This window comes from Georgenia satyanarayanai, assembly GCF_009193135.1.
GTDB classification, from domain to species: domain Bacteria; phylum Actinomycetota; class Actinomycetes; order Actinomycetales; family Actinomycetaceae; genus Oceanitalea; species Oceanitalea satyanarayanai.
Genome location: NZ_VUKC01000001.1, coordinates 181,456 through 198,807, shown reverse-complemented (window position 1 = coordinate 198,807; position 17,352 = coordinate 181,456). Strand labels below are relative to the sequence as shown.

At 73.5% G+C, this 17,352-nt stretch carries 21 protein-coding genes; 6 read left to right on the top strand and 15 right to left on the bottom strand.

The genetic code is table 11. The features are described 5' to 3' along the window. Positions 1-45 precede the first annotated feature (45 nt). Positions 46-1,017: a type I pantothenate kinase gene (gene coaA, locus GD632_RS00985; RefSeq protein ID WP_152187713.1), complete on the top strand. Its 972-nt coding sequence runs from the start codon at positions 46-48 to the stop codon at positions 1,015-1,017. Here the strand turns inward: coaA and GD632_RS00980 are convergent. The 6 genes from GD632_RS00980 to GD632_RS00955 all read right to left on the bottom strand — a co-directional run bounded on the left by GD632_RS00980 (position 1,014) and on the right by GD632_RS00955 (position 5,972). Then, positions 1,014-1,718: a DedA family protein gene (locus GD632_RS00980; protein ID WP_193311279.1), complete on the bottom strand. Its 705-nt coding sequence runs from the start codon at positions 1,716-1,718 to the stop codon at positions 1,014-1,016. The two genes, coaA and GD632_RS00980, sit on opposite strands and share 4 nt — an antisense overlap. A 96-nt stretch (positions 1,719-1,814) precedes the next feature. Then, the gene (gene glmM / locus GD632_RS00975; RefSeq protein WP_152187709.1) at positions 1,815-3,167 is read right to left on the bottom strand and encodes a phosphoglucosamine mutase; all 1,353 of its coding nucleotides are present in this window, start codon (positions 3,165-3,167) and stop codon (positions 1,815-1,817) included. Between the two features lie 203 nt (positions 3,168-3,370). Next, positions 3,371-3,862, bottom strand: coding sequence for a 30S ribosomal protein S9 (rpsI, locus tag GD632_RS00970; RefSeq protein ID WP_152187707.1), 492 nt, complete (start codon positions 3,860-3,862; stop codon positions 3,371-3,373). A gap of 44 nt (positions 3,863-3,906) precedes the next feature. Beyond that, positions 3,907-4,350, bottom strand: a complete 444-nt coding sequence (gene rplM / locus GD632_RS00965) for a 50S ribosomal protein L13 (RefSeq protein ID WP_110851899.1) — start codon at positions 4,348-4,350, stop codon at positions 3,907-3,909. Positions 4,351-4,574: 224 nt separating this feature from the next. Then, positions 4,575-5,042 carry a DUF5709 domain-containing protein gene (locus GD632_RS00960; RefSeq protein ID WP_152187704.1) on the bottom strand — a complete coding sequence of 156 codons (468 nt, stop codon included), beginning with the start codon at positions 5,040-5,042 and terminating at the stop codon, positions 4,575-4,577. A gap of 45 nt (positions 5,043-5,087) precedes the next feature. Next, a complete protein-coding gene (locus GD632_RS00955) occupies positions 5,088-5,972 on the bottom strand; it encodes a tRNA pseudouridine synthase A (RefSeq protein WP_152187702.1) in 885 nt (294 codons plus the stop codon). A 29-nt stretch (positions 5,973-6,001) separates the two neighbouring features. Here GD632_RS00955 and GD632_RS00950 point away from each other — a divergent pair, with 29 nt between their 5' ends. Next, positions 6,002-6,799 carry an ROK family protein gene (locus tag GD632_RS00950; protein ID WP_226924384.1) on the top strand — a complete coding sequence of 266 codons (798 nt, stop codon included), beginning with the start codon at positions 6,002-6,004 and terminating at the stop codon, positions 6,797-6,799. Here the strand turns inward: GD632_RS00950 and GD632_RS00945 are convergent. Further along, a complete protein-coding gene (locus tag GD632_RS00945) occupies positions 6,777-7,514 on the bottom strand; it encodes an alpha/beta fold hydrolase (RefSeq protein ID WP_226924383.1) in 738 nt (245 codons plus the stop codon). The genes GD632_RS00950 and GD632_RS00945 overlap by 23 nt on opposite strands. A 171-nt stretch (positions 7,515-7,685) precedes the next feature. On the opposite strand from GD632_RS00945, the gene GD632_RS15835 reads away from it, so the two are divergent. Next, positions 7,686-7,850, top strand: a complete 165-nt coding sequence (locus GD632_RS15835) for a hypothetical protein (RefSeq protein ID WP_193311278.1) — start codon at positions 7,686-7,688, stop codon at positions 7,848-7,850. Between the two features lie 12 nt (positions 7,851-7,862). On the opposite strand, the gene GD632_RS00940 is transcribed toward GD632_RS15835, so the two are convergent. Next, the gene (locus GD632_RS00940; RefSeq protein ID WP_152187700.1) at positions 7,863-8,999 is read right to left on the bottom strand and encodes a nucleotidyltransferase domain-containing protein; all 1,137 of its coding nucleotides are present in this window, start codon (positions 8,997-8,999) and stop codon (positions 7,863-7,865) included. A 290-nt stretch (positions 9,000-9,289) separates the two neighbouring features. Here GD632_RS00940 and GD632_RS00935 point away from each other — a divergent pair, with 290 nt between their 5' ends. Genes GD632_RS00935 through GD632_RS00925 form a run of 3 tightly spaced genes read left to right on the top strand, consistent with a single transcriptional unit; the run spans position 9,290 to position 12,023 of the window. Beyond that, complete coding sequence (locus tag GD632_RS00935; RefSeq protein WP_152187698.1) at positions 9,290-10,624, top strand: asparagine synthase-related protein; 1,335 nt, start codon at positions 9,290-9,292, stop codon at positions 10,622-10,624. After that, the gene (locus GD632_RS15830; protein ID WP_193311277.1) at positions 10,621-11,070 is read left to right on the top strand and encodes a lasso peptide biosynthesis B2 protein; all 450 of its coding nucleotides are present in this window, start codon (positions 10,621-10,623) and stop codon (positions 11,068-11,070) included. Before GD632_RS00935 ends, GD632_RS15830 begins: the two co-directional genes overlap by 4 nt. Further along, the gene (locus tag GD632_RS00925) at positions 11,067-12,023 is read left to right on the top strand and encodes a phosphoenolpyruvate carboxykinase (ATP) (protein ID WP_152187696.1); all 957 of its coding nucleotides are present in this window, start codon (positions 11,067-11,069) and stop codon (positions 12,021-12,023) included. The genes GD632_RS15830 and GD632_RS00925 overlap by 4 nt, the downstream gene beginning before the upstream one ends. On the opposite strand, the gene GD632_RS00920 is transcribed toward GD632_RS00925, so the two are convergent. The 7 genes from GD632_RS00920 to rpmJ all read right to left on the bottom strand — a co-directional run bounded on the left by GD632_RS00920 (position 12,011) and on the right by rpmJ (position 17,308). Then, positions 12,011-13,885 carry an ABC transporter ATP-binding protein gene (locus GD632_RS00920; RefSeq protein ID WP_152187693.1) on the bottom strand — a complete coding sequence of 625 codons (1,875 nt, stop codon included), beginning with the start codon at positions 13,883-13,885 and terminating at the stop codon, positions 12,011-12,013. The two genes, GD632_RS00925 and GD632_RS00920, sit on opposite strands and share 13 nt — an antisense overlap. Positions 13,886-13,904: 19 nt before the next feature. Next, positions 13,905-14,156 carry a PqqD family peptide modification chaperone gene (locus tag GD632_RS00915; protein WP_152187691.1) on the bottom strand — a complete coding sequence of 84 codons (252 nt, stop codon included), beginning with the start codon at positions 14,154-14,156 and terminating at the stop codon, positions 13,905-13,907. Positions 14,157-14,394: 238 nt separating this feature from the next. Beyond that, positions 14,395-14,955, bottom strand: a complete 561-nt coding sequence (gene rplQ, locus GD632_RS00910) for a 50S ribosomal protein L17 (protein ID WP_405002511.1) — start codon at positions 14,953-14,955, stop codon at positions 14,395-14,397. A gap of 87 nt (positions 14,956-15,042) precedes the next feature. Then, positions 15,043-16,062, bottom strand: a complete 1,020-nt coding sequence (locus GD632_RS00905) for a DNA-directed RNA polymerase subunit alpha (protein ID WP_152187686.1) — start codon at positions 16,060-16,062, stop codon at positions 15,043-15,045. A gap of 141 nt (positions 16,063-16,203) precedes the next feature. Continuing rightward, positions 16,204-16,611, bottom strand: coding sequence for a 30S ribosomal protein S11 (rpsK, locus tag GD632_RS00900; RefSeq protein ID WP_152187683.1), 408 nt, complete (start codon positions 16,609-16,611; stop codon positions 16,204-16,206). A gap of 73 nt (positions 16,612-16,684) precedes the next feature. Further along, positions 16,685-17,059, bottom strand: a complete 375-nt coding sequence (gene rpsM, locus GD632_RS00895; RefSeq protein ID WP_110851946.1) for a 30S ribosomal protein S13 — start codon at positions 17,057-17,059, stop codon at positions 16,685-16,687. Between the two features lie 135 nt (positions 17,060-17,194). Beyond that, entirely contained in the window at positions 17,195-17,308 is a 114-nt protein-coding gene (rpmJ, locus tag GD632_RS00890; RefSeq protein ID WP_110851912.1) for a 50S ribosomal protein L36, read from the bottom strand. Positions 17,309-17,352: the final 44 nt, after the last annotated feature.

The following is a 17,352-nucleotide window of genomic DNA, read 5'->3' as shown; positions in this document are numbered from 1 at the left end:
CGGCGCCGGTGCGCAGCACCTGCCGCCGTACGAGAGACTGGTGCCGTGACGTCCCCGCAGGCAGCGACGTCGGCGACGCAGCCGGCGACCTCACCCTTCCTCGAGTTCGACCGCGCGGCGTGGAGCCGACTGTCGGCCGCGACACCGCAACCGCTCACCTCCGCGGACATCGACCGGCTGCGCGGCCTGGGTGACCCGGTCGACCTCACCGAGGTCGACACGGTCTACCGGCCGCTGTCGCGCCTGCTGTCGCTGTACGTCGCCTCCTCGCGCCGGCTCGGCTCGGTGACCTCGACGTTCCTCGGGGAGCGGATGGGGCGCACGCCCTTCGTCATCGGGGTGGCGGGGTCGGTCGCCGTCGGGAAGTCGACGACCTCACGGCTGCTGCGGGAGATGCTGCGCCGCTGGTCGGGGATGCCACGGGTGGACCTCGTGACCACGGACGGCTTCCTCCACCCCAACGCCGAGCTCGAGCGCCGCGGCCTCATGTCCCGCAAGGGCTTCCCGGAGTCCTACGACCAGCGCGCCCTCCTGCGCTTCCTCAGCGCGGTGAAGTCCGGTGTCCCCGAGGTGACCGCACCGGTCTACGACCACCTCACCTACGACATCGTGCCGGGCCGCGAGATCACCGTGCACCGCCCCGACGTCCTCATCGTCGAGGGCCTCAACGTGCTGCAGCCCGCCCGCACGACGGCGGACGGCGCCCCCAGCCTCGCGGTCAGCGACTTCTTCGACTTCTCGATCTACGTCGACGCCCGCACGAGCGACGTGCGCCGCTGGTACGTCAACCGCTTCCTCTCACTGCGGGAGACGGCCTTCGCCGACCCCCGCTCCTACTTCCACCGCTACGCGGCGCTGAGCGACGACGAGGCGGTCGAGACGGCCACCCGCATCTGGGGCTCGATCAACGAGCCGAACCTCGAGGAGAACATCCTGCCCACGCGCGGGCGGGCCTCCCTCGTGCTCACCAAGTCCGGTGACCACCGGATGCACCGGATGCGGCTGCGCAAGATCTAGCCAGGGGTGCTCGAGCACTCGTCCCAGCTCTGCTCGCTGGCCTCACCCTCCGGCGGGGCGACGTAGTCCGGGGCGAGGACCTCGAGGCTCTCGGGGAGCTTGCCGCCGAACCGACGGTGCACCCACCGCAGCCCGGCGTCGACGACGAACCCGATGAGCACCCCACCGGTGACACCGACGGCGATCGCGACGAGCGGGTGGTCGTGGAGGAACACGCCCGCGCCGATCCCGAGCGCGGTGGAGTACCCGCCCCACACGATCGCCGCGATCGCCGCGATGAGGATGAAGCGGGGCCGCGGGAAGGCGACCGCCCCGGCCGTCATGTTCACCGCCACCCGGCCGATCGGGATGAACCGGGCGGAGAGGATGAGCACGGTGCCACGCTGGGCGAGGGCGCGCCTGGCCCACGCGAGGCTCGCCCTCCCCCGTCTTCCCTGGAAGATGCGGAGCCGGTCGATGGGGACCCTGCTCCCGATCGTGTACGCGATGAGGTCACCGGTGAAGGCGCCGACGGCCGCGACGAGGATGAGCAGCCACAGGTTGGGGCCCTCGCCCGTCATCGCGAGCACGGCGACGCCGATGACGACCGACTCGCTCGGCACCGGCGGGAAGAAGCCGTCGATGGTGGCGAGGGCGAGGACCGCGACGAGCAGCCACGGGGAGTCGGCCATGCCGAGCACCCACGACTCGATCGCCACCATGGCCGCCGTCATCGGGCACCGGTTCGTGTCACCGGACCATTAGACCGTGCCGGGCACCCCGGTGTCACCGGGGTATGACCCCGACGACCCCCCGAGTCAGCCGAGCGCGAGGCGGGTGCGCACGACGTCGGCCAGCTCCCCGGCGACGGCGTCGGCCTCCTCCTGCGTGGCGGCCTCGACCATGACCCGCACGAGCGCCTCGGTGCCCGAGGGGCGGAGCAGGACACGGCCGGTGTCGCCGAGGCGCTGCTCCGCGGCGGCGACGGCGGCGCGCAGCCCGTCGTCGGTACCGGCCCGGGCCTTGTCGACGTCGGGGACGTTGACGAGGGTCTGCGGGAGGCGGGTGACGATCGAGGCGAGGTCGGCGAGCGAGCGCCCGGTCTCGACCACCCGGGCGGCGAGGAGCAGCGCGGTGAGGAGGCCGTCGCCGGTGGTGGCGTGGTCGCTGGCGATGATGTGGCCGGACTGCTCCCCGCCGAGGCTGAAGCCGCCGGCGCGCATGGCCTCGAGGACGTACCGGTCCCCGACCGCCGTCTGGACCGTGCGGATCCCGGCGTCGCGCATGGCGAGGAGGAGCCCGAGGTTGCTCATGACCGTGACGACGAGCGTGTCCTCGGCGAGCCGGCCCTGCTCCTTGAACGCGGTGGCGAGCACGCCCATGATCTGGTCGCCGTCGACGATCGTGCCCTCGTGGTCGACGGCGATGCAGCGGTCGGCGTCTCCGTCGAAGGCGACCCCGAAGGCGGCACCGGAGGCGACGGTGACGGCCTGGAGCTGCTCGGGGTGGGTGGAGCCGCAGTCGTCGTTGATGTTGCGGCCGTCGGGCGAGGCGTTGATGACGACGACGTCGGCGCCGGCCTCCCGCAGCGCGAGCGGTGCGATGTCGCTCGCCGCGCCGTTGGCGCAGTCGATGGCGATGCGCAACCCCTCGAGCGGCCGGCCCGCGGCGGCGACGAGGTGGTCGATGTACGTGCGGTCGGCGGCGCGCGCGTCCTCCTCGATGCGGCCCACGCCGTCGGCGGTCGGGCGGTCCCACACGGCGCCGAGGCTCTCCTCGATGGCGTCCTCGATGGCGTCCTCGAGCTTGAAGCCGCCGTGGGCGAAGAACTTGATGCCGTTGTCGGGCATGGGGTTGTGCGAGGCGGAGATGACGACGCCGAGGTCGACGTCCGTCGTCGCGGTCAGGTGCGCCACGCCCGGGGTGGGCAGCACGCCGACCTCGACGACGTCGACGCCCGCGCTCGTGAGACCGGCGGCCAGGGCGGCGGAGAGGAAGTCCCCGGAGATGCGGGTGTCACGGCCGATGACGGCGCGCGGGCGGCGCCCCTCCGCGCCGGCCGTGGCGGTGAGCACCCGCGCCGCTGCGGCACCGAGGCCGAGGGCGAGCTCCGCGGAGATGTCCCGGTTGGCGAGTCCGCGCACGCCGTCGGTTCCGAACAGTCGGGGCATGGGGGTTCCTTCGTCTCGAGGCCAGGGGGCCGAGGGCCCCGCCCCATGGTGCCAGAGGACCACACCACCGCCATCCGCCCACGTGGTGAGTTGGGTGACGTTCGCGGTGCCCGTCCTGCGACGCACCGGGTGCGGTGTCCGGGGAGGTGCGGGAACGCGAAACGGCCCCGTCTGTCGACGGGGCCGTTCCACTCGGCGCTGGATCAGCGCTTGGAGTACTGCGGGGCCTTGCGGGCCTTCTTGAGGCCGGCCTTCTTGCGCTCGACGGCGCGGGCGTCGCGGGTGAGGAACCCGGCCTTCTTCAGCGCCGGACGGTTCGACTCGGCGTCGATCTCGTTGAGCGCGCGGGCCACGCCGAGGCGCAGCGCACCGGCCTGGCCGGAGATGCCACCGCCGTGGATCCGCGCGACGACGTCGAAGCGGCCCTCGATGTCGAGCAGCGAGAACGGCGAGCTCACCAGCTGCTGGTGGAGCTTGTTCGGGAAGTAGTCCTCCAGCGAGCGACCGTTGATGGTCCACTGGCCCGTCCCGGGGACGAGTCGGACGCGCGCAACCGCTTCCTTGCGGCGGCCGAGCGCCTGCCCCGGGGCGGTGAGGCTCTGACCGGCACCCGCGGCGGGTGCGTCGGTCTCGGTGGTGTAGCTGCTGGGGACGTTCTCGTCGTCCAGCTCGATCTCGGGAGTGGTCTCAGCCACAGTTCTCCTCGTGTCCTGGTGAGAGGGTGCCGCGTCCTTGCGGACTACTGGGCAACCTGGGTGATCTCGAAGGCCTGCGGCTGCTGCGCGGCGTGGGGGTGCTCGGGGCCTGCGTAGACCTTGAGCTTCTTCAGCTGCTCGCGACCGAGGGTCGTCTTGGGCACCATGCCGCGGACGGCCTTCTCGATCGCGCGCTCCGGGAAGCGCTCGAGGAGCTGGGCGTAGCTCGTCGCCTTGAGGCCGCCCGGGTAACCGGAGTGGCGGTAGGCGAGCTTGTCGTCGAGCTTGCTGCCGGTGAGGGCAACCTTCTCCGCGTTGATGACGATGACGAAGTCACCGTTGTCGACGTGCGGTGCGAAGCTCGGCTTGTGCTTCCCACGGAGCAGGGTGGCGACGTGGGTCGCCAGTCGGCCGAGGACGACGTCGGTAGCGTCGATGACGTACCAGTTCTTCTCGACGTCGCCGGGCTTCGGTGTGTACGTGCGCACGGGCGTAGCCTTCGTTTCTCTGTCGTCGGGCGGCGTCGTGCGCGTAGGCGCAAGGGCCGTCCATGGTCTGGTGGTGCTCGTTGCGCGCATCCGCGCCGCTGCGCCGGCGAGTGGGAGCACCGGGGAGCGCAAAGGGATGCACAACGACATCCAAGAGTACCGCCGCCCGCCGCGCTGGGTCAAAAGGCGGCGGACGGCGACACGAGTGAGACGTGCCACCCGGGTCAGCCGGGCGTGCCGCCCTCACCGGTGAGCCCGATGGGCTCGTCCTCCTCGCGGATCCGCATCGCGGCCTCCTCCGCCGAGGCGGCGCCGCCGGCGACGCCGACGTCCTCGGCCATGACGTCCTGCTCGCGCTCCCCGAGCGGCCCGGCGGCCTCCTCGGAGACGGCCTCGATGCGGCCGGCGCGGTCGGGCTCGCGGGCGGCGTCCGGCTCCTGGCGCTCCTCCCAGACCTCCGGCTCCTCCTGCTCGAGCCGCTCGGTGAGGGTGTCGCCCTCGAGGAGCTCCGCCTCGGTGAGGTTCTTGCCGCGCAGCGGGTCGCGCTCGGGCGGGGAGTACCCCTCCTCGATGAGGTCGTCGACCGCGCGGTTCTCGAGGGTGTCCTCCTTGGGCAGCTGGTTGTGGTCGCCCTCCCCGGGCCACTGGGGGTCGGAGCTGGTGGCCGGGGTGTCCTCTGCTGGCTCTGTCATGCGTCCCAGGCTGCCACCGGCGCCGGGCGCTCGCACGAGGAGCCGTCAGGGCAGCGTGCGGACGTTGCGCGCCTGCACGGCCCGGCTGGCGAGCGCGTCGTCGGCGGGGTACCCGACCTCCTCGAGCGTGAGCCCGTGGGGGGCGACGACGGCGACGCCCGGGTCGCGGCGGCCGGCGGCGAGGACGGTGGCGGGCCAGTCGACGGGCCGCCGTCCCTCCCCGACGGCGAGGCTCGCCCCGACGAGGGCGCGCACCATCGAGTGGCAGAAGGCGTCGGCGCGGACGGTGGCGACGACCAGCCCGTCGGCCCGCCGGTGCCAGCGCAGCTCCTCGAGGGTGCGGATGGTCGTGGCCCCCTCCCGGGGCTTGCAGTACGCGGCGAAGTCGTGCTCCCCGCGCAGCCACTGGGCGGCGAGGTCCATGGCCGCGACGTCGAGCGGGCGCCCGTGCCACAGGACGTCACGGCGCCGCAGCGGGTCGCGCGCGCCCGGGGTGTCCGCCACCCGGTAGGCGTAGCGCCGCCACACCGCGGAGAAGCGGGCGTCGAAGCCGGGGGGCGCCACACGGACGCGGTGGACGACGACGTCCCCCGCCCCGCGGGGGCGTGCGTCGCGGCCGAGGACGCCGGCGAGCCGGGAGACCAGCGCCTCCTCCGGCGGACGGTCGCTGCGCCCGGGCACGGCCCGCCACGCGGCGACGGGCACGTCGAGGTGGGCGACCTGGCCGCGCGCGTGGACGCCGGCGTCGGTGCGCCCGGCGACCGTGAGCCGCGCGGGCACCGGCAGGCGCAGGACGGTGGTGAGCGCCCCCTCCAGGACGCCCTGGACGGTCCGCAGACCCGGCTGGGTGGCCCACCCGAAGAAGTCCGTGCCGTCGTAGCGGAGGTCCAACCGGAGCCGGACCGTGTCTCCGTCAGGGGCTGCGCTCACGCCCCGAGGCTAGTAGTAGCGTCGCGTTCGTGGACCCACTGAGCACCGCGCGCCGCGGCCCGACAACCCTGGCCGTCGACTGCGGCGGCGGCGGCCTCAAGGCCTCGGTGCTCGACGCGGCGGGCACGATGCACGCCCAGCCGGTCCGGGCGGCCACCCCCTACCCCCTGCCGCCGCAGCGGCTCGTCGACACGATCCGGTCCCTGGCCGAGCAGCTGCCGCCCGCCGAGCGCGCCACCGTGGGGATGCCGGGGATGATCCGGCACGGCGTCGTCGTCACCACCCCCCACTACGTGACACGCGCCGGGCCGCGGACGAGGGTGCTGGCGGACCTCGTCGAGGCGTGGGAGAACCTCGACCTCCAGGAGGCCCTCACCGCGGAGCTCGGCATGCCGGTGCTCCTCCTCAACGACGCCGAGGTGCACGGCGCAGGCGTGGTCGCGGGGGCCGGCCTCGAGCTCGTCGTCACGCTCGGGACGGGCCTGGGCAACGCCCTGTTCGACGGCGGCCGGCTCGCCCCGCACCTCGAGCTCTCGCGCGCCCAGGCCCGGTGGGGGCTGACCTACGACGAGTACATCGGCGAGCACGAACGGCTGCGGCTGGGGGATGCGATGTGGTCGCGACGCGTGCGGCAGGTCGTCGACTCCCTGCGTCCGGTCGTCCTGTGGGACCGGCTCTACCTCGGGGGTGGCAACTCCCGCCGCATCACCGCCACGACGCTCGACCGCCTCGGTGACGACGTCGTCATCGTCCCCAACAGCGCGGGGATCATCGGCGGGGTGCGCGCCTGGGAGCTCGGCGGCATCACCCCGAGCGGGGGGCCCTGACCGAGCCGGGCGCGACCTCCTCGACGAGGCCGAGCATGATGCGGTTGAACTCCTCGGGTCGCACGAGCGAGACGAGGTGGGTCGCGCCGGGGACGATGTCGAGCCGTCCGTCGCGGCAGGCGGCGAGGAAGCGGCGCTCCTCGGTGCGGAAGTGGTCCCAGCGGCCGTTGACGAGCCGCACCGGGGCCTCGATCGCGCGCAGGTCGGCGATCGGGTCCAGGCCGCCGACCGCCGCGAGGGCGGCGTCCATGACCCCGAGCTCCATGCCGCCGTCGTGGAGGTCCGCGAGCGCCGCGGCCGGCAGCGCCAGTCGCGCCAGGGTGTCGTTGAGCCACCGCCCGCCGTCGGGCAGCCGTGCGATGAGCGCGGCGACCCTCCGGTACGCGACCAGGCCGGGGCCACGCGGCCGGGTGGAGCAGCCCGCCGCCAGCACCCCGACGACGCGCTGCTCGGTCCGCGCCGCCCAGTCCAGGGTGAGGTAGCCACCGAGTGAGAGACCGACGACGACGACGGCGCCCCCGGCCGAGCGGGCGGCGTCCTCCACCGCCGCGCGGGCGCCGTCGAGGGTGAAGGGCTCCCCCGCGCGCCGGCCGTGGCCGGGGAGGTCCGGGGCGAGAGCCGGCACGCCGGCCTCCTCGAGCGCGGCGAGCTGCGGGCGCCACATCGTGCGGGAGGCGCGGATGCCGTGGACGAGGACGACCGAGACGGGGCTCACGCGCCCACCCTGCCACGCGCGGCGAGGGTGAGCGTCGCCGTCAGCCGTAATCACCCGCCGAGCCCCCGGCTCGTCCCGTCCGCCGGCGTCCGAGCGCCCGTAGTCTCCCCTCACACCGGCGCCCGGGCCTCCACCTGCCGCGCGTCGCCACCACCCAGGAGAGGAGGACACATGGCCTACACGGCACCTCGCCTCGACGAGGTCGGCACCGTCCACGGACTGACGCTCGGCCGTCAGACGCCGGGGCCGAAGAAGGACAACTCGGTGTGGTCCGGCTACGCCGGGCCGCCCGACGAGCCGCCGACGGGTCCGCACCCGCCGGTCGGCTCGCGCTGACGAACGGGGGCCTCACCGGGAGACCGGTGGGGCCCCCGTCCTCGCGGTGCCCTCCACCGCCCGGAGGTAGACCTCGAGGGCCTCCTCCCCTGCCGTCACCCTGGCCGCGGTGACGCCCGCGTGCGGCGCCAGCCTGTCGACGACTCCCTGGCCCGCGTTCCGGGCGGCCTGTGCGAGCGTGCGGACGGCGCCCGGGCGCACCGCCCGGGCGACGAGCCGCGAGGGCGAGGCGTCCCGGCACTGCCGTGCCACCGGGAAGAGCCGGTCGACGGCGTCGAGGACCACCCGCAGGGGCAGCGACGTCCCCAGCATCCGGTAGACCTCCGGGGGCACCGGGGTGCCGAGGGTCGCCGTGGCCCGCCGCAGCGCGAGCGCCAGCTGCGCCTGGGCACCCCACTCCGTGGCCCGGGCCGCGACCGCGGGCCAGTCACCGACCTGCCGGCTCAGCTGGTCGACGTCGACCATCCACCCGAGCCTGTTGGCGCCGGCGAGCGCGGCGTGCAGCGCGACGTGGACGAGGGCGTCCGCCTCGTCCAGCGTCCACGCCTGCGCGAGGCCGATCCGCACCCGGCGCCGCCGCGCGAGGAGCGCGCCGGTGTCGATCCGGAAGAGCCGGCGGCGGGAGCCCATGTTGATCATCGCCCAGTGGAGGTCGACCTGGATCCCCGCGGGGGTGAACCAGTGCATCTCACCCGGCGTCTGCGGGTTCCGGAGCATGTCCTCGTAGTCGCCGACCTCCCACCCGGCCGCGAGCAGGGCGCGGCTGACCGTCCGCAGGTCCTGGGGCGCGACGAGCAGGTCGAGGTCGCCGTAGGGCCGCACACCGGGCACGGGGTGGGCGAGCTCGGAGAGGACCGGCCCCTTGAAGACGAGCCAGGGGACGTCGGCGAGCAGCTCGGACACGTGGGCGAGGAGCATGCCGGAGCGGATGTGCAGCGACTTGGCGGCGTCCCGGTCCGCCCGGAGCTCCTCGGCGACCGCCGGGGCGGCCTCCCGCAGGCGGACGTGGGCCAGCGGGGAGACCCGGTGGTGGCGGGCCGCCGCGACGACGGGGTCGGCCGGCAGCGAGAGCGCGGGGAGGTCACCGTCGCCGCACACGGCGCGCAGGAGCTCGCCGACCGCCCGGTCGTGGTTCGTGCGCGTCGTCATACCGATCCCGTCCTCGCCCGCCGTCTGGTCCGGCGCTACGGGGAGCGTAGCGACGCCGAGGTCGGACCACGGCGTGATTGCCCGAGTCTCTCCGGGGACGCACGGGGTGAGGGTCCGGGTGAGCGCGGCGCCCCGGGCCCCGTCATCCGGGGGTCACCCAGGTTCTCCCGCGACAACCGTCGTCACGGGGCGGGCCCGTCCCTAGGCTCGGTCCCAGCCGGCGGAACCCCCGTTCGTCGGTGCACGGCCCCTCCGGGCGTCATGGCTCATCGCTCACGAAGGAGAAGGACATGAAGTACGACGCACCCCGCATGACCGAGGTCGGCAGCGTCCGCGACCTCACGCTCGGCAAGCTCGCCTCCGGCCCCATGAAGGACAACCACATCTGGTGGGACATCTGGGGCGACCCGCAGCACGTCCCCCCGGCCCCGAGGAGAGGTCCCCGCGTGAGTGCACCGACGGCACAGGCCACCTTCTGCGGCCTCACCCGGGCCGAGACCCTCCTGGCCCTGCCCGCGGCCACCACCGTGCCGGTCCCCGTCGAGCGCACCGGGCTCGGTGCCCGGGCGACCCTCGAGGCGATCCTCCTCGACGCCCTGTCGACGCCGCCCTGCCACGTCCTCTTCTCCGGCGGCCGCGACTCCTCCGCCCTCCTCGCCCTCGCCGTCCACCTGGCCCGGCGGCACGGCCTGCCGGAGCCACTGCCCGTGACGGTCCGCCACCCCGCGGCGCCCGAGTCGGACGAGACCACCTGGCAGCAGCTCGTCCTCGCCCATCTCGGTCTCCGTCACCACCACGTCCTCGAGTTCGCCGGCGAGCAGCGGCTCCTCGGAGAGGTCGCCACCGCGGCGCTGCGCCGGCACGGCCCGCAGTGGCCCGAGGCCGTGCAGCTCCAGGGGGCCGTCTACCGCCGGCTCGAGCCGGGTGTCGTCATCTCCGGCGAGGGGGGCGACGCCATCATCGACGGGCAGCGGATGGGCGCGATCCGCGACGCCCTCGCGCTCACCCGTCCCCGCCGCCGCCACCTGCGCCAGGGTCTGCGCGCCGCCCGGCCCAACGTCCTGCGGCGCCGTGACGTCCGCGCCCAGGGTCCGTCGATCAGCCCGCCGTGGCTGCGCCGGGCCGCCGCCACCGAGTACCTCACGCGCGTCACCGCGCTCGCGCAGGAGCCGCTGCGCTGGGACCGCGCGACCCGCGAGGCGCTGCGCTCCCGGCCCATGGCCGTGGCGATGGCGAACTTTGCCGCCGGCATCGCGGAGTACGGCTCGCGCCCCGTCAACCCCTTCGCGGACCTCCGGTTCGCCGACGCCCTCGCGGCGGAGGCCGGCCCGCTGGGCTGGGGCGACCGGACGGCGGTCTTCCGGCGACTCTTCCACGACGTCCTGCCCGACCGCGTGCTGAGCCGGCGCTCCAAGGCCTCCTTCAACTCCACCCGCTGGGGGCCGGAGGAGCGTGCGTTCGCCCGCGCCTGGGACGGGTCGGGCCTCGACCCGGACTGGGTCGACGCCGACGCCCTGCGGTCCGCGTGGCTCGAGGAGGACCCCCACCCGGCGGCCGACTACCTCCTCCAGGTCGCCTGGTGCCAGTCCCAGGGCATCGCGACGGTGCTGGAGCAGACGCCGTGATCCGCGCCGTGCGGACGCTGCTGCGCCGCTCTCCCCGCACCTGGATCCGTGCCCTCCGCACGGCAGTGCTCGCGACAGCCGTCGAGATCGGGCTGCGCACCCTGCCACTGCCCCGCCTCGCCCACCTGTTGCGGGTGCGGCTCGTCCTCGACGGCACCGCCGGTCGGCGGACCGACCCCCGGCTGATCCGCCTCACCGAGGAGGAGCGCGAACGGCTGGACGTCACGTGGCGGGTGCTGCGGCACCGCCCCTTCAACGGGACCTGCCTGCGCCGCGCCCTCCTCGGTGCGCACGCGCTGCGGTACCGCGACCACGCGGTCCGCATCGGTGTGCAGAAGGTCGCCGGTGAGGTCAAGGCCCACGCCTGGCTGGAGATCGACGGGATCGTCGTCGACCCCGACGGCGTCGAGAGCTTCCGTACCCTCACGAGCGGAGTCCCCGCATGAGCACCGAACCGCCGCAGCGCCTCTACGGCCTCACCGTCGCCGCCGGCTTCGCCCTCCACCAGCACCGCCCGGCCCCCGCCGGGTCGCGCGTCGACGTCACCGTCGTCGACGGTGCGCCCATGGCGGAGGACCGGCGCACCCCGCCCGGCACCGTCCTGCTCGACTTCGGCACCGACCCCGACCGCTGGTACACGGTGACGCGCCGCGAGGACGGCACGCTGGTCCTGCGCGTCCACGGGGTCTGCGACTTCGTCATCAGCGCGGACCTGACCGAGGTGACCCTCCACCTCGTCCACGGCACCGCGCCGGGCATGCGCGCCATCATGACGACCGGGACCCTGCTCGCCCTCCAGCTCTACCTCCGGGGCAGCGCCGTCCTCCACGCGAGCGCCGTCGAGCGTGACGGGACCGCCGTCGCCTTCGTCGGGCACTCCGGGATGGGCAAGAGCACTCTGGCGGCCCTCCTGTGCGCGCAGGGTGCGCGCGTGGTGAGTGACGACGTCGTCCCGGTGACCACCGGTGACGTCCCCCTCGTCCCCCTGGGCGCGACGGAGCTGCGTCTGCGCGCCGGTGCCGAGGCCGTCACGGCCGGACTGCCCGACCTGCGCTCACGGGTGAGCGCCGACGACCGGACCGTGGTGGGGCTGCCCTCGCCCGGGACGGACGCGGTGCCCCTGGGCGCCGTCGTCATCCCCCGGCCCAACCGGGAGGGGCGGCTCGAGCTGGAGCCGCTCGACCACAAGTCGGCGCTCTTCGCGCTCATGAGCTTCCCGCGTCTCATGGGCTGGCAGGACCCCGCCGTCCTGGCGCAGGTCTTCACCCACGCCTCCTGGCTCGCGCGCACCGTCCCCGTCCTCGTCGGGCACGTGCCCTGGGGCCCGCCCTTCCGGGAGGACATCGCGCCGGCGATCTGGACGGCGGCGGACCGCCTGTCCCCCGCCTACCGGGCCTGAGGGACGCCGGGGTCGCCGAGGTAGGCGGCGGCCTGGAGCCGGAACAGCTCGGCGTACATGCCCTCGCGGGCCATGAGCTCGTCGTGGGAGCCGGCCTCGACCACGCGTCCCTGGTCGAGGACGTAGATGACGTCGGCGGCCCGCACCGAGGAGAATCGGTGCGAGATGAACACCGCGGTCCGCCCGGCGAGCACCGCGCGCAGCGACTCGTACAGGGCGCTCTCCGCGCGGGGGTCGAGGGCGGCGGTCGGCTCGTCGAGGATCATGAGCTGCGCGTCGCGGTAGAAGGCGCGGGCGATCGCCACCCGCTGCCACTGGCCGCCGGAGAGGTCCCGCCCGCCCTTGAACATGCGCGAGAGGATCGTGTCGTACCCCTTGGGCAGCGCCTCGAGGAAGTCCGCGGCACCGGCCCGGCGTGCCGCCTCGACGACACGACCGCCGTCGGGGTCCGCCGTGGCGCGACCGAACGCGATGTTCTCCCTCGCCGTGAAGGCGTACCGGACGAAGTCCTGGAAGATCACCGCGACACGGTCGCGCACGGACACCCGGGAGTACGTGCGCGTGTCCCTCCCGTCCCACCGCACGGCCCCGGCGCTCGGGTCGTACAGGCCGGCGAGGATCTTCGCGAGCGTGGTCTTGCCCGACCCGTTCTCCCCGACGAGGGCAACGACCTCTCCGCGGCGGATGCGCAGGTCCACACCCCGCAGCGCCTCGGTGACGCTGCCCGGGTAGCTGAAACGGACGTCGTCGACGGTGATCTCCCCGAACGTCGCGGGCGCCGGGTCACCGTCCTCCTCGTCCCGCGCCGTCGCCGCGAGGTCCATGAACTGGTCGACGTCGGAGAGGAAGAGACCGGCCTCGAAGATCGACTGCATGCCGCGGAGGAGGGCCTGGACCTGCCCCTGGAGCATCCTGATCGCGACGATGGCGGCGCCCGCCTCGGCGACGGACACCGCGCCTCGGCCGATGAGCACGACGAGGACGAGCAGGGTGCCGGTGAGGACCACGGCGGCCCCGAGGTTCCCGACGGTGCTCAGCGCCAGACGCCGCCGCAGGTGGCGGGCGAGGTCGGCGAGGTACCGGGCGTAGAGCTCGTCGAACCGTGTGCGGAACGGCCCGCCGAGGTCGAACGCACGGACCTCCTTGGCCTCGTCGCGCGTCGTGAGGAGGTAGCTGAGGTAGAACCGCTGACGCTGGGGCGGCGTCTGGGCCACGGTGAACTGGAACTCCCGCCGGCTCTCCCGGCGGTTGGTGAGGATCATCGGCAGGCCGCCGAGCAGGAGCAGCGGCAGGAGCACGGGGTGGATGCGCGCCAGCACGGCGCCGACGCCGATCGTCGCGGTGAGGCCACCGACGATCCCGAGCAGGGCCTGGGTCACCTGGAAGGGCCGGCTCGTCGCGCTGGCCTCGACGCGCTGGAGCCGGTCGTAGAAGGAGGCCGACTCGAAGTGGCGCAGGGAGACGCCGGTGGCCGCGTCGAGGACGTCCTGGTAGGTGCGCCGCGCGACGGACTCCCCGAGGAAGCGGCTCATGCTGCTGCGCAGCGAGTCGAGCAGCGCGGCCGCGGCCATGAGGCCCGCGAGCCCGAGCGTCGCGGCCACCAGCACGGTCGGCACGCCGCCGCCCGGCCCGAGGTCGAGCACACCGGACAGGAAGGACTCGACGACGAGCACCTGACCCGCCAGCACGAGAGCCGCGACCACCTGGACGACGAGGAGCCCGGTGAACAGGAGACGGCCCGAGCCCCACACCAGGCGCGTCGATCGTCGGACCAGCTGCCACAGCCGGCCGACGGAGCGCCGCTGGTTACGGCTCTCGATCTGGAGGTCGAGCGGGTCGAGCGGCTCGGGCTCCTCCGTCATCGCCCGGCCCCGGGGCGGGTCACCGCAGCAGGCCCTTCTCCGCGAGGTCGGCCGCGAAGGCCGCCGCGTCCGCCTGGGCAGTCGCGCGGTCGATCCCGTACTCCACGACGAGCGCGTCGGCGAGCTCCTCCACGGAGCGCTCCTCGGTCAGCAGCTTGGCCAGGTGGGCACCGGCCACGTTCGTCGTGAGGTAGACCGAGCGCGCGGTGTCGAGGATGACCAGCTCGTCGTCGATCTCCTGCCAGGTGATGCCCTCGGTCCGCAGCTGCACGTGCACTCCTCCCAGGTCCCGCGGCGCCGCCGACGACGGTGCCGCGACCACGCGCGCAGCGGTGCGGCGGGTCGGTGCCAGCGTAGTGCCGGCGTGGGGCCCGCACGGGGCGCACGGGCGGACGATCGTGGGTGCACGCGAGGCCCCACACCCGGGTGAGGGTGAGGGGCCTCGCGATTCGCCGGGGTGACCTCGTGGGCTCCCCGAGCTGGTGGGCCGGCCGGTGGCCGGCCAGGAGTCAGCCGCGCGGGTTGGCGTGACCGGTGTCGGTCGCGCCGGCCTGTGCGTCCGTGGCCGCGTCCGTCGCCGCCTGGGCGGAGGACTCGGCGGCAGCCTGCTGCGCCTCGGTGGTCTCGGTCGCCTTGGCGTCCTCGACGGCGTCGGCCGCCTCGTCGGACACGGCGGTCTCGGGGGCCTCGACGGCGGGCGTCGTGGCCTCCTTCGCGGCGCGCTCGACGGCCTTCTCGGCCTCACGGACGGTGGCCTGCTTGGGGCTCACCGGCTCCATGACGAGCTCGATGACCGCCATGGGGGCGTTGTCGCCCTTGCGGGGAGCGGTCTTGGTGATCCGGGTGTAGCCACCCTGGCGCTCGGCCATGGCCGGCGCGATCTCCGCGAACAGGTCGTGCACGACGCCCTTGTCACGGATCGTGGCCATCACCTTGCGGCGGGCGTGCAGGTCGCCTCGCTTGCCGAGGGTGATGAGCTTCTCGACGACGGGACGCAGGCGCTTGGCGCGGTGCTCCGTCGTCGTGATGGCGCGGTGCTCGAGCAGCGCCGTGGCGAGGTTCGCAAGCATGTGACGCTCGTGAGCCGGGCTGCCACCAAGACGGGGGCCCTTAGCGGGAGTGGGCATGATCTCTCCTGTTGTGAATCGTTGGTGGCGTCAGTCGCGCGCGTCGTCGCTGAACTCGACGTCGCCCTCGAAGTCCGACTCGTCGTCCTCGACCTGCGAGATGTCGAAGTCGACCGGGCTGTCCTTGAGGCCCAGACCGAGAGCAGCGAGCTTCTCGCGGATCTCGCCGATCGACTTGGACCCGAAGTTGCGGATGTCGAGCAGGTCGGCCTCGCTGCGGGCGACGAGCTCGCCGACGGAGTGGATGCCCTCGCGCTTGAGGCAGTTGTACGAGCGCGACTGCAGCCCGAGCTCCTCGATCGGCAGGGCAAGGTCGGCGGCGAGGGCGGCGTCGGTCGGCGAGGGGCCGATCTCGATGCCCTCGGCCTCGACGTTGAGCTCCCGGGCGAGGCCGAACAGCTCGACGAGGGTCTTGCCGGCCGAGGCGAGCGCGTCACGCGGGGTGATCGCGTTCTTCGTCTCGACGTCGACGATGAGGCGGTCGAAGTCGGTGCGCTGCTCGACACGGGTGGCCTCGACCTTGTAGGTCACCTTGAGGACCGGTGAGTAGATCGAGTCGACCGGCACGCGACCGATCTCCGAGTCGAAGCTCTTGTTCTGGCTCGCCGAGACGTAGCCGCGGCCACGCTCGACGGTCAGCTCGACCTCGAGCTTGCCCTTGGCGTTGATCGTCGCGAGCTGCAGGTCGGGGTTGTGGACCTCGACGCCGGCCGGCGGGGTGATGTCCCCCGCGGTGACGACGCCCGGGCCCTGCTTGCGCAGGTACATCACGACGGGCTCGTCGTGCTCCGAGGAGACGACGATGCCCTTGATGTTGAGGATGATCTCGGTGACGTCCTCCTTCACGCCCGGGACGGTCGTGAACTCGTGGAGGACACCGTCGATCCGGATGCTCGTGACCGCAGCACCGGGGATCGAGGAGAGCAGGGTGCGACGCAGGGAGTTGCCGAGGGTGTAGCCGAAGCCGGGCTCGAGCGGCTCGATGACGAACCGGGAGCGCTGCGGGCTGACGACCTCTTCGGTCAGGGTGGGGCGCTGTGCGATGAGCACGATGTGTTCCTTTCAGCAGGCATCCGCTATATGACGCCGTGCAGGGCACCCGCCGACCATCGGTCCGGCCGGCGGGAGGGTGGGGCGGGGCCTCACGTGGTGCCGCACGCCGCCCCGTGGGGGCGGCGTGCGGCGGAAGACTCAGACGCGGCGGCGCTTGGGGGGACGGCAGCCGTTGTGGGCCTGGGGGGTGACGTCCTGGATCGAGCCCACCTCGAGGCCGGCGGCCGTGAGGGAGCGGATCGCGGTCTCACGGCCGGAGCCGGGACCCTTGACGAAGACGTCGACCTTCTTCATGCCGTGCTCCTGGGCGCGACGCGCCGCGGCCTCGGCAGCCATCTGGGCGGCGAAGGGCGTCGACTTGCGCGAGCCCTTGAAGCCGACCTGGCCCGAGGAGGCCCAGGCGATGACGGCGCCGGAGGGGTCGGTGAGCGTGACGATCGTGTTGTTGAACGTGCTCTTGATGTACGCGTGACCGTGCGTGACGTTCTTGCGCTGATTCCGGCGCGGCTTGCGAGCCGTGGACGCCGAACGGGTCTTGGGGGGCATGCGGTGCTTCTCTCCTGGTCGTCGGACCGGTGGCAGTCGGCGCGGTGAGCGCCGGGACGTGCGACCGGACTACTTAGCGGGCCTTCTTCTTGCCGGCCACGGTGCGCTTGGGGCCCTTGCGGGTACGCGCGTTGGTCTTCGTGCGCTGACCGCGGACGGGCAGCCCTCGACGGTGACGCAGGCCCTGGTAGGAGCCGATCTCCACCTTGCGGCGGATGTCGGCCTGGACCTCACGGCGCAGGTCTCCTTCGACCTTGAAGCTGCCCTCGATGTAGTCACGGAGAGCGACCAGGTCGCTGTCGGTCATGTCCTTGACGCGAAGGTCGGGGCTGACGCCCGTCGCCTCGAGCGCCTGCTTGGCGCGGGTGCGCCCGACGCCGTAGATGTAGGTGAGCGCGATCTCAAGCCGCTTCTCGCGGGGGAGGTCGACGCCGACGAGTCGTGCCAACTTGTGCTCCTTGTGCTGCTCGGAGGTCTTCCGCACCACCCTCCCGTCCGAGCCGGACGGGCCCCGGCCTCCGAGCCGGGGGTTGCTCCTGGGAGCTAGCGGTGCGCTTGGCGGCAGGACGCCGCCGTCGTCAGATCAGCCCTGACGCTGCTTGTGACGAAGGTTGGTGCAGATCACCATCACGCGGCCGTGACGACGGATGACCTTGCAGTTGTCGCAGATCTTCTTGACGCTGGGCTTGACCTTCATGGCATTCCTCCGCCGCCGCGCCGGCGCACTGGGCACCGCGACGG

Bases quoted from the DNA above. Each gene is read 5' to 3' on its own strand.
- GD632_RS00925 (WP_152187696.1), top strand. From the start codon at position 11,067: ATGAGCACCGAACCGCCGCAGCGCCTCTACGGCCTCACCGTCGCCGCC.
- GD632_RS00960 (WP_152187704.1), bottom strand. From the start codon at position 5,042: ATGACAGAGCCAGCAGAGGACACCCCGGCCACCAGCTCCGACCCCCAG.
- rplQ (WP_405002511.1), bottom strand. From the start codon at position 14,955: ATGCTTGCGAACCTCGCCACGGCGCTGCTCGAGCACCGCGCCATCACG.
- GD632_RS00980 (WP_193311279.1), bottom strand. From the start codon at position 1,718: ATGGTGGCGATCGAGTCGTGGGTGCTCGGCATGGCCGACTCCCCGTGG.
- GD632_RS15835 (WP_193311278.1), top strand. From the start codon at position 7,686: ATGGCCTACACGGCACCTCGCCTCGACGAGGTCGGCACCGTCCACGGA.
- GD632_RS00940 (WP_152187700.1), bottom strand. From the start codon at position 8,999: ATGACGACGCGCACGAACCACGACCGGGCGGTCGGCGAGCTCCTGCGC.
- rpmJ (WP_110851912.1), bottom strand. From the start codon at position 17,308: ATGAAGGTCAAGCCCAGCGTCAAGAAGATCTGCGACAACTGCAAGGTC.
- rpsK (WP_152187683.1), bottom strand. From the start codon at position 16,611: ATGCCCCCCAAGACCCGTTCGGCGTCCACGGCTCGCAAGCCGCGCCGG.
- GD632_RS00935 (WP_152187698.1), top strand. From the start codon at position 9,290: ATGAAGTACGACGCACCCCGCATGACCGAGGTCGGCAGCGTCCGCGAC.
- GD632_RS00920 (WP_152187693.1), bottom strand. From the start codon at position 13,885: ATGACGGAGGAGCCCGAGCCGCTCGACCCGCTCGACCTCCAGATCGAG.
- glmM (WP_152187709.1), bottom strand. From the start codon at position 3,167: ATGCCCCGACTGTTCGGAACCGACGGCGTGCGCGGACTCGCCAACCGG.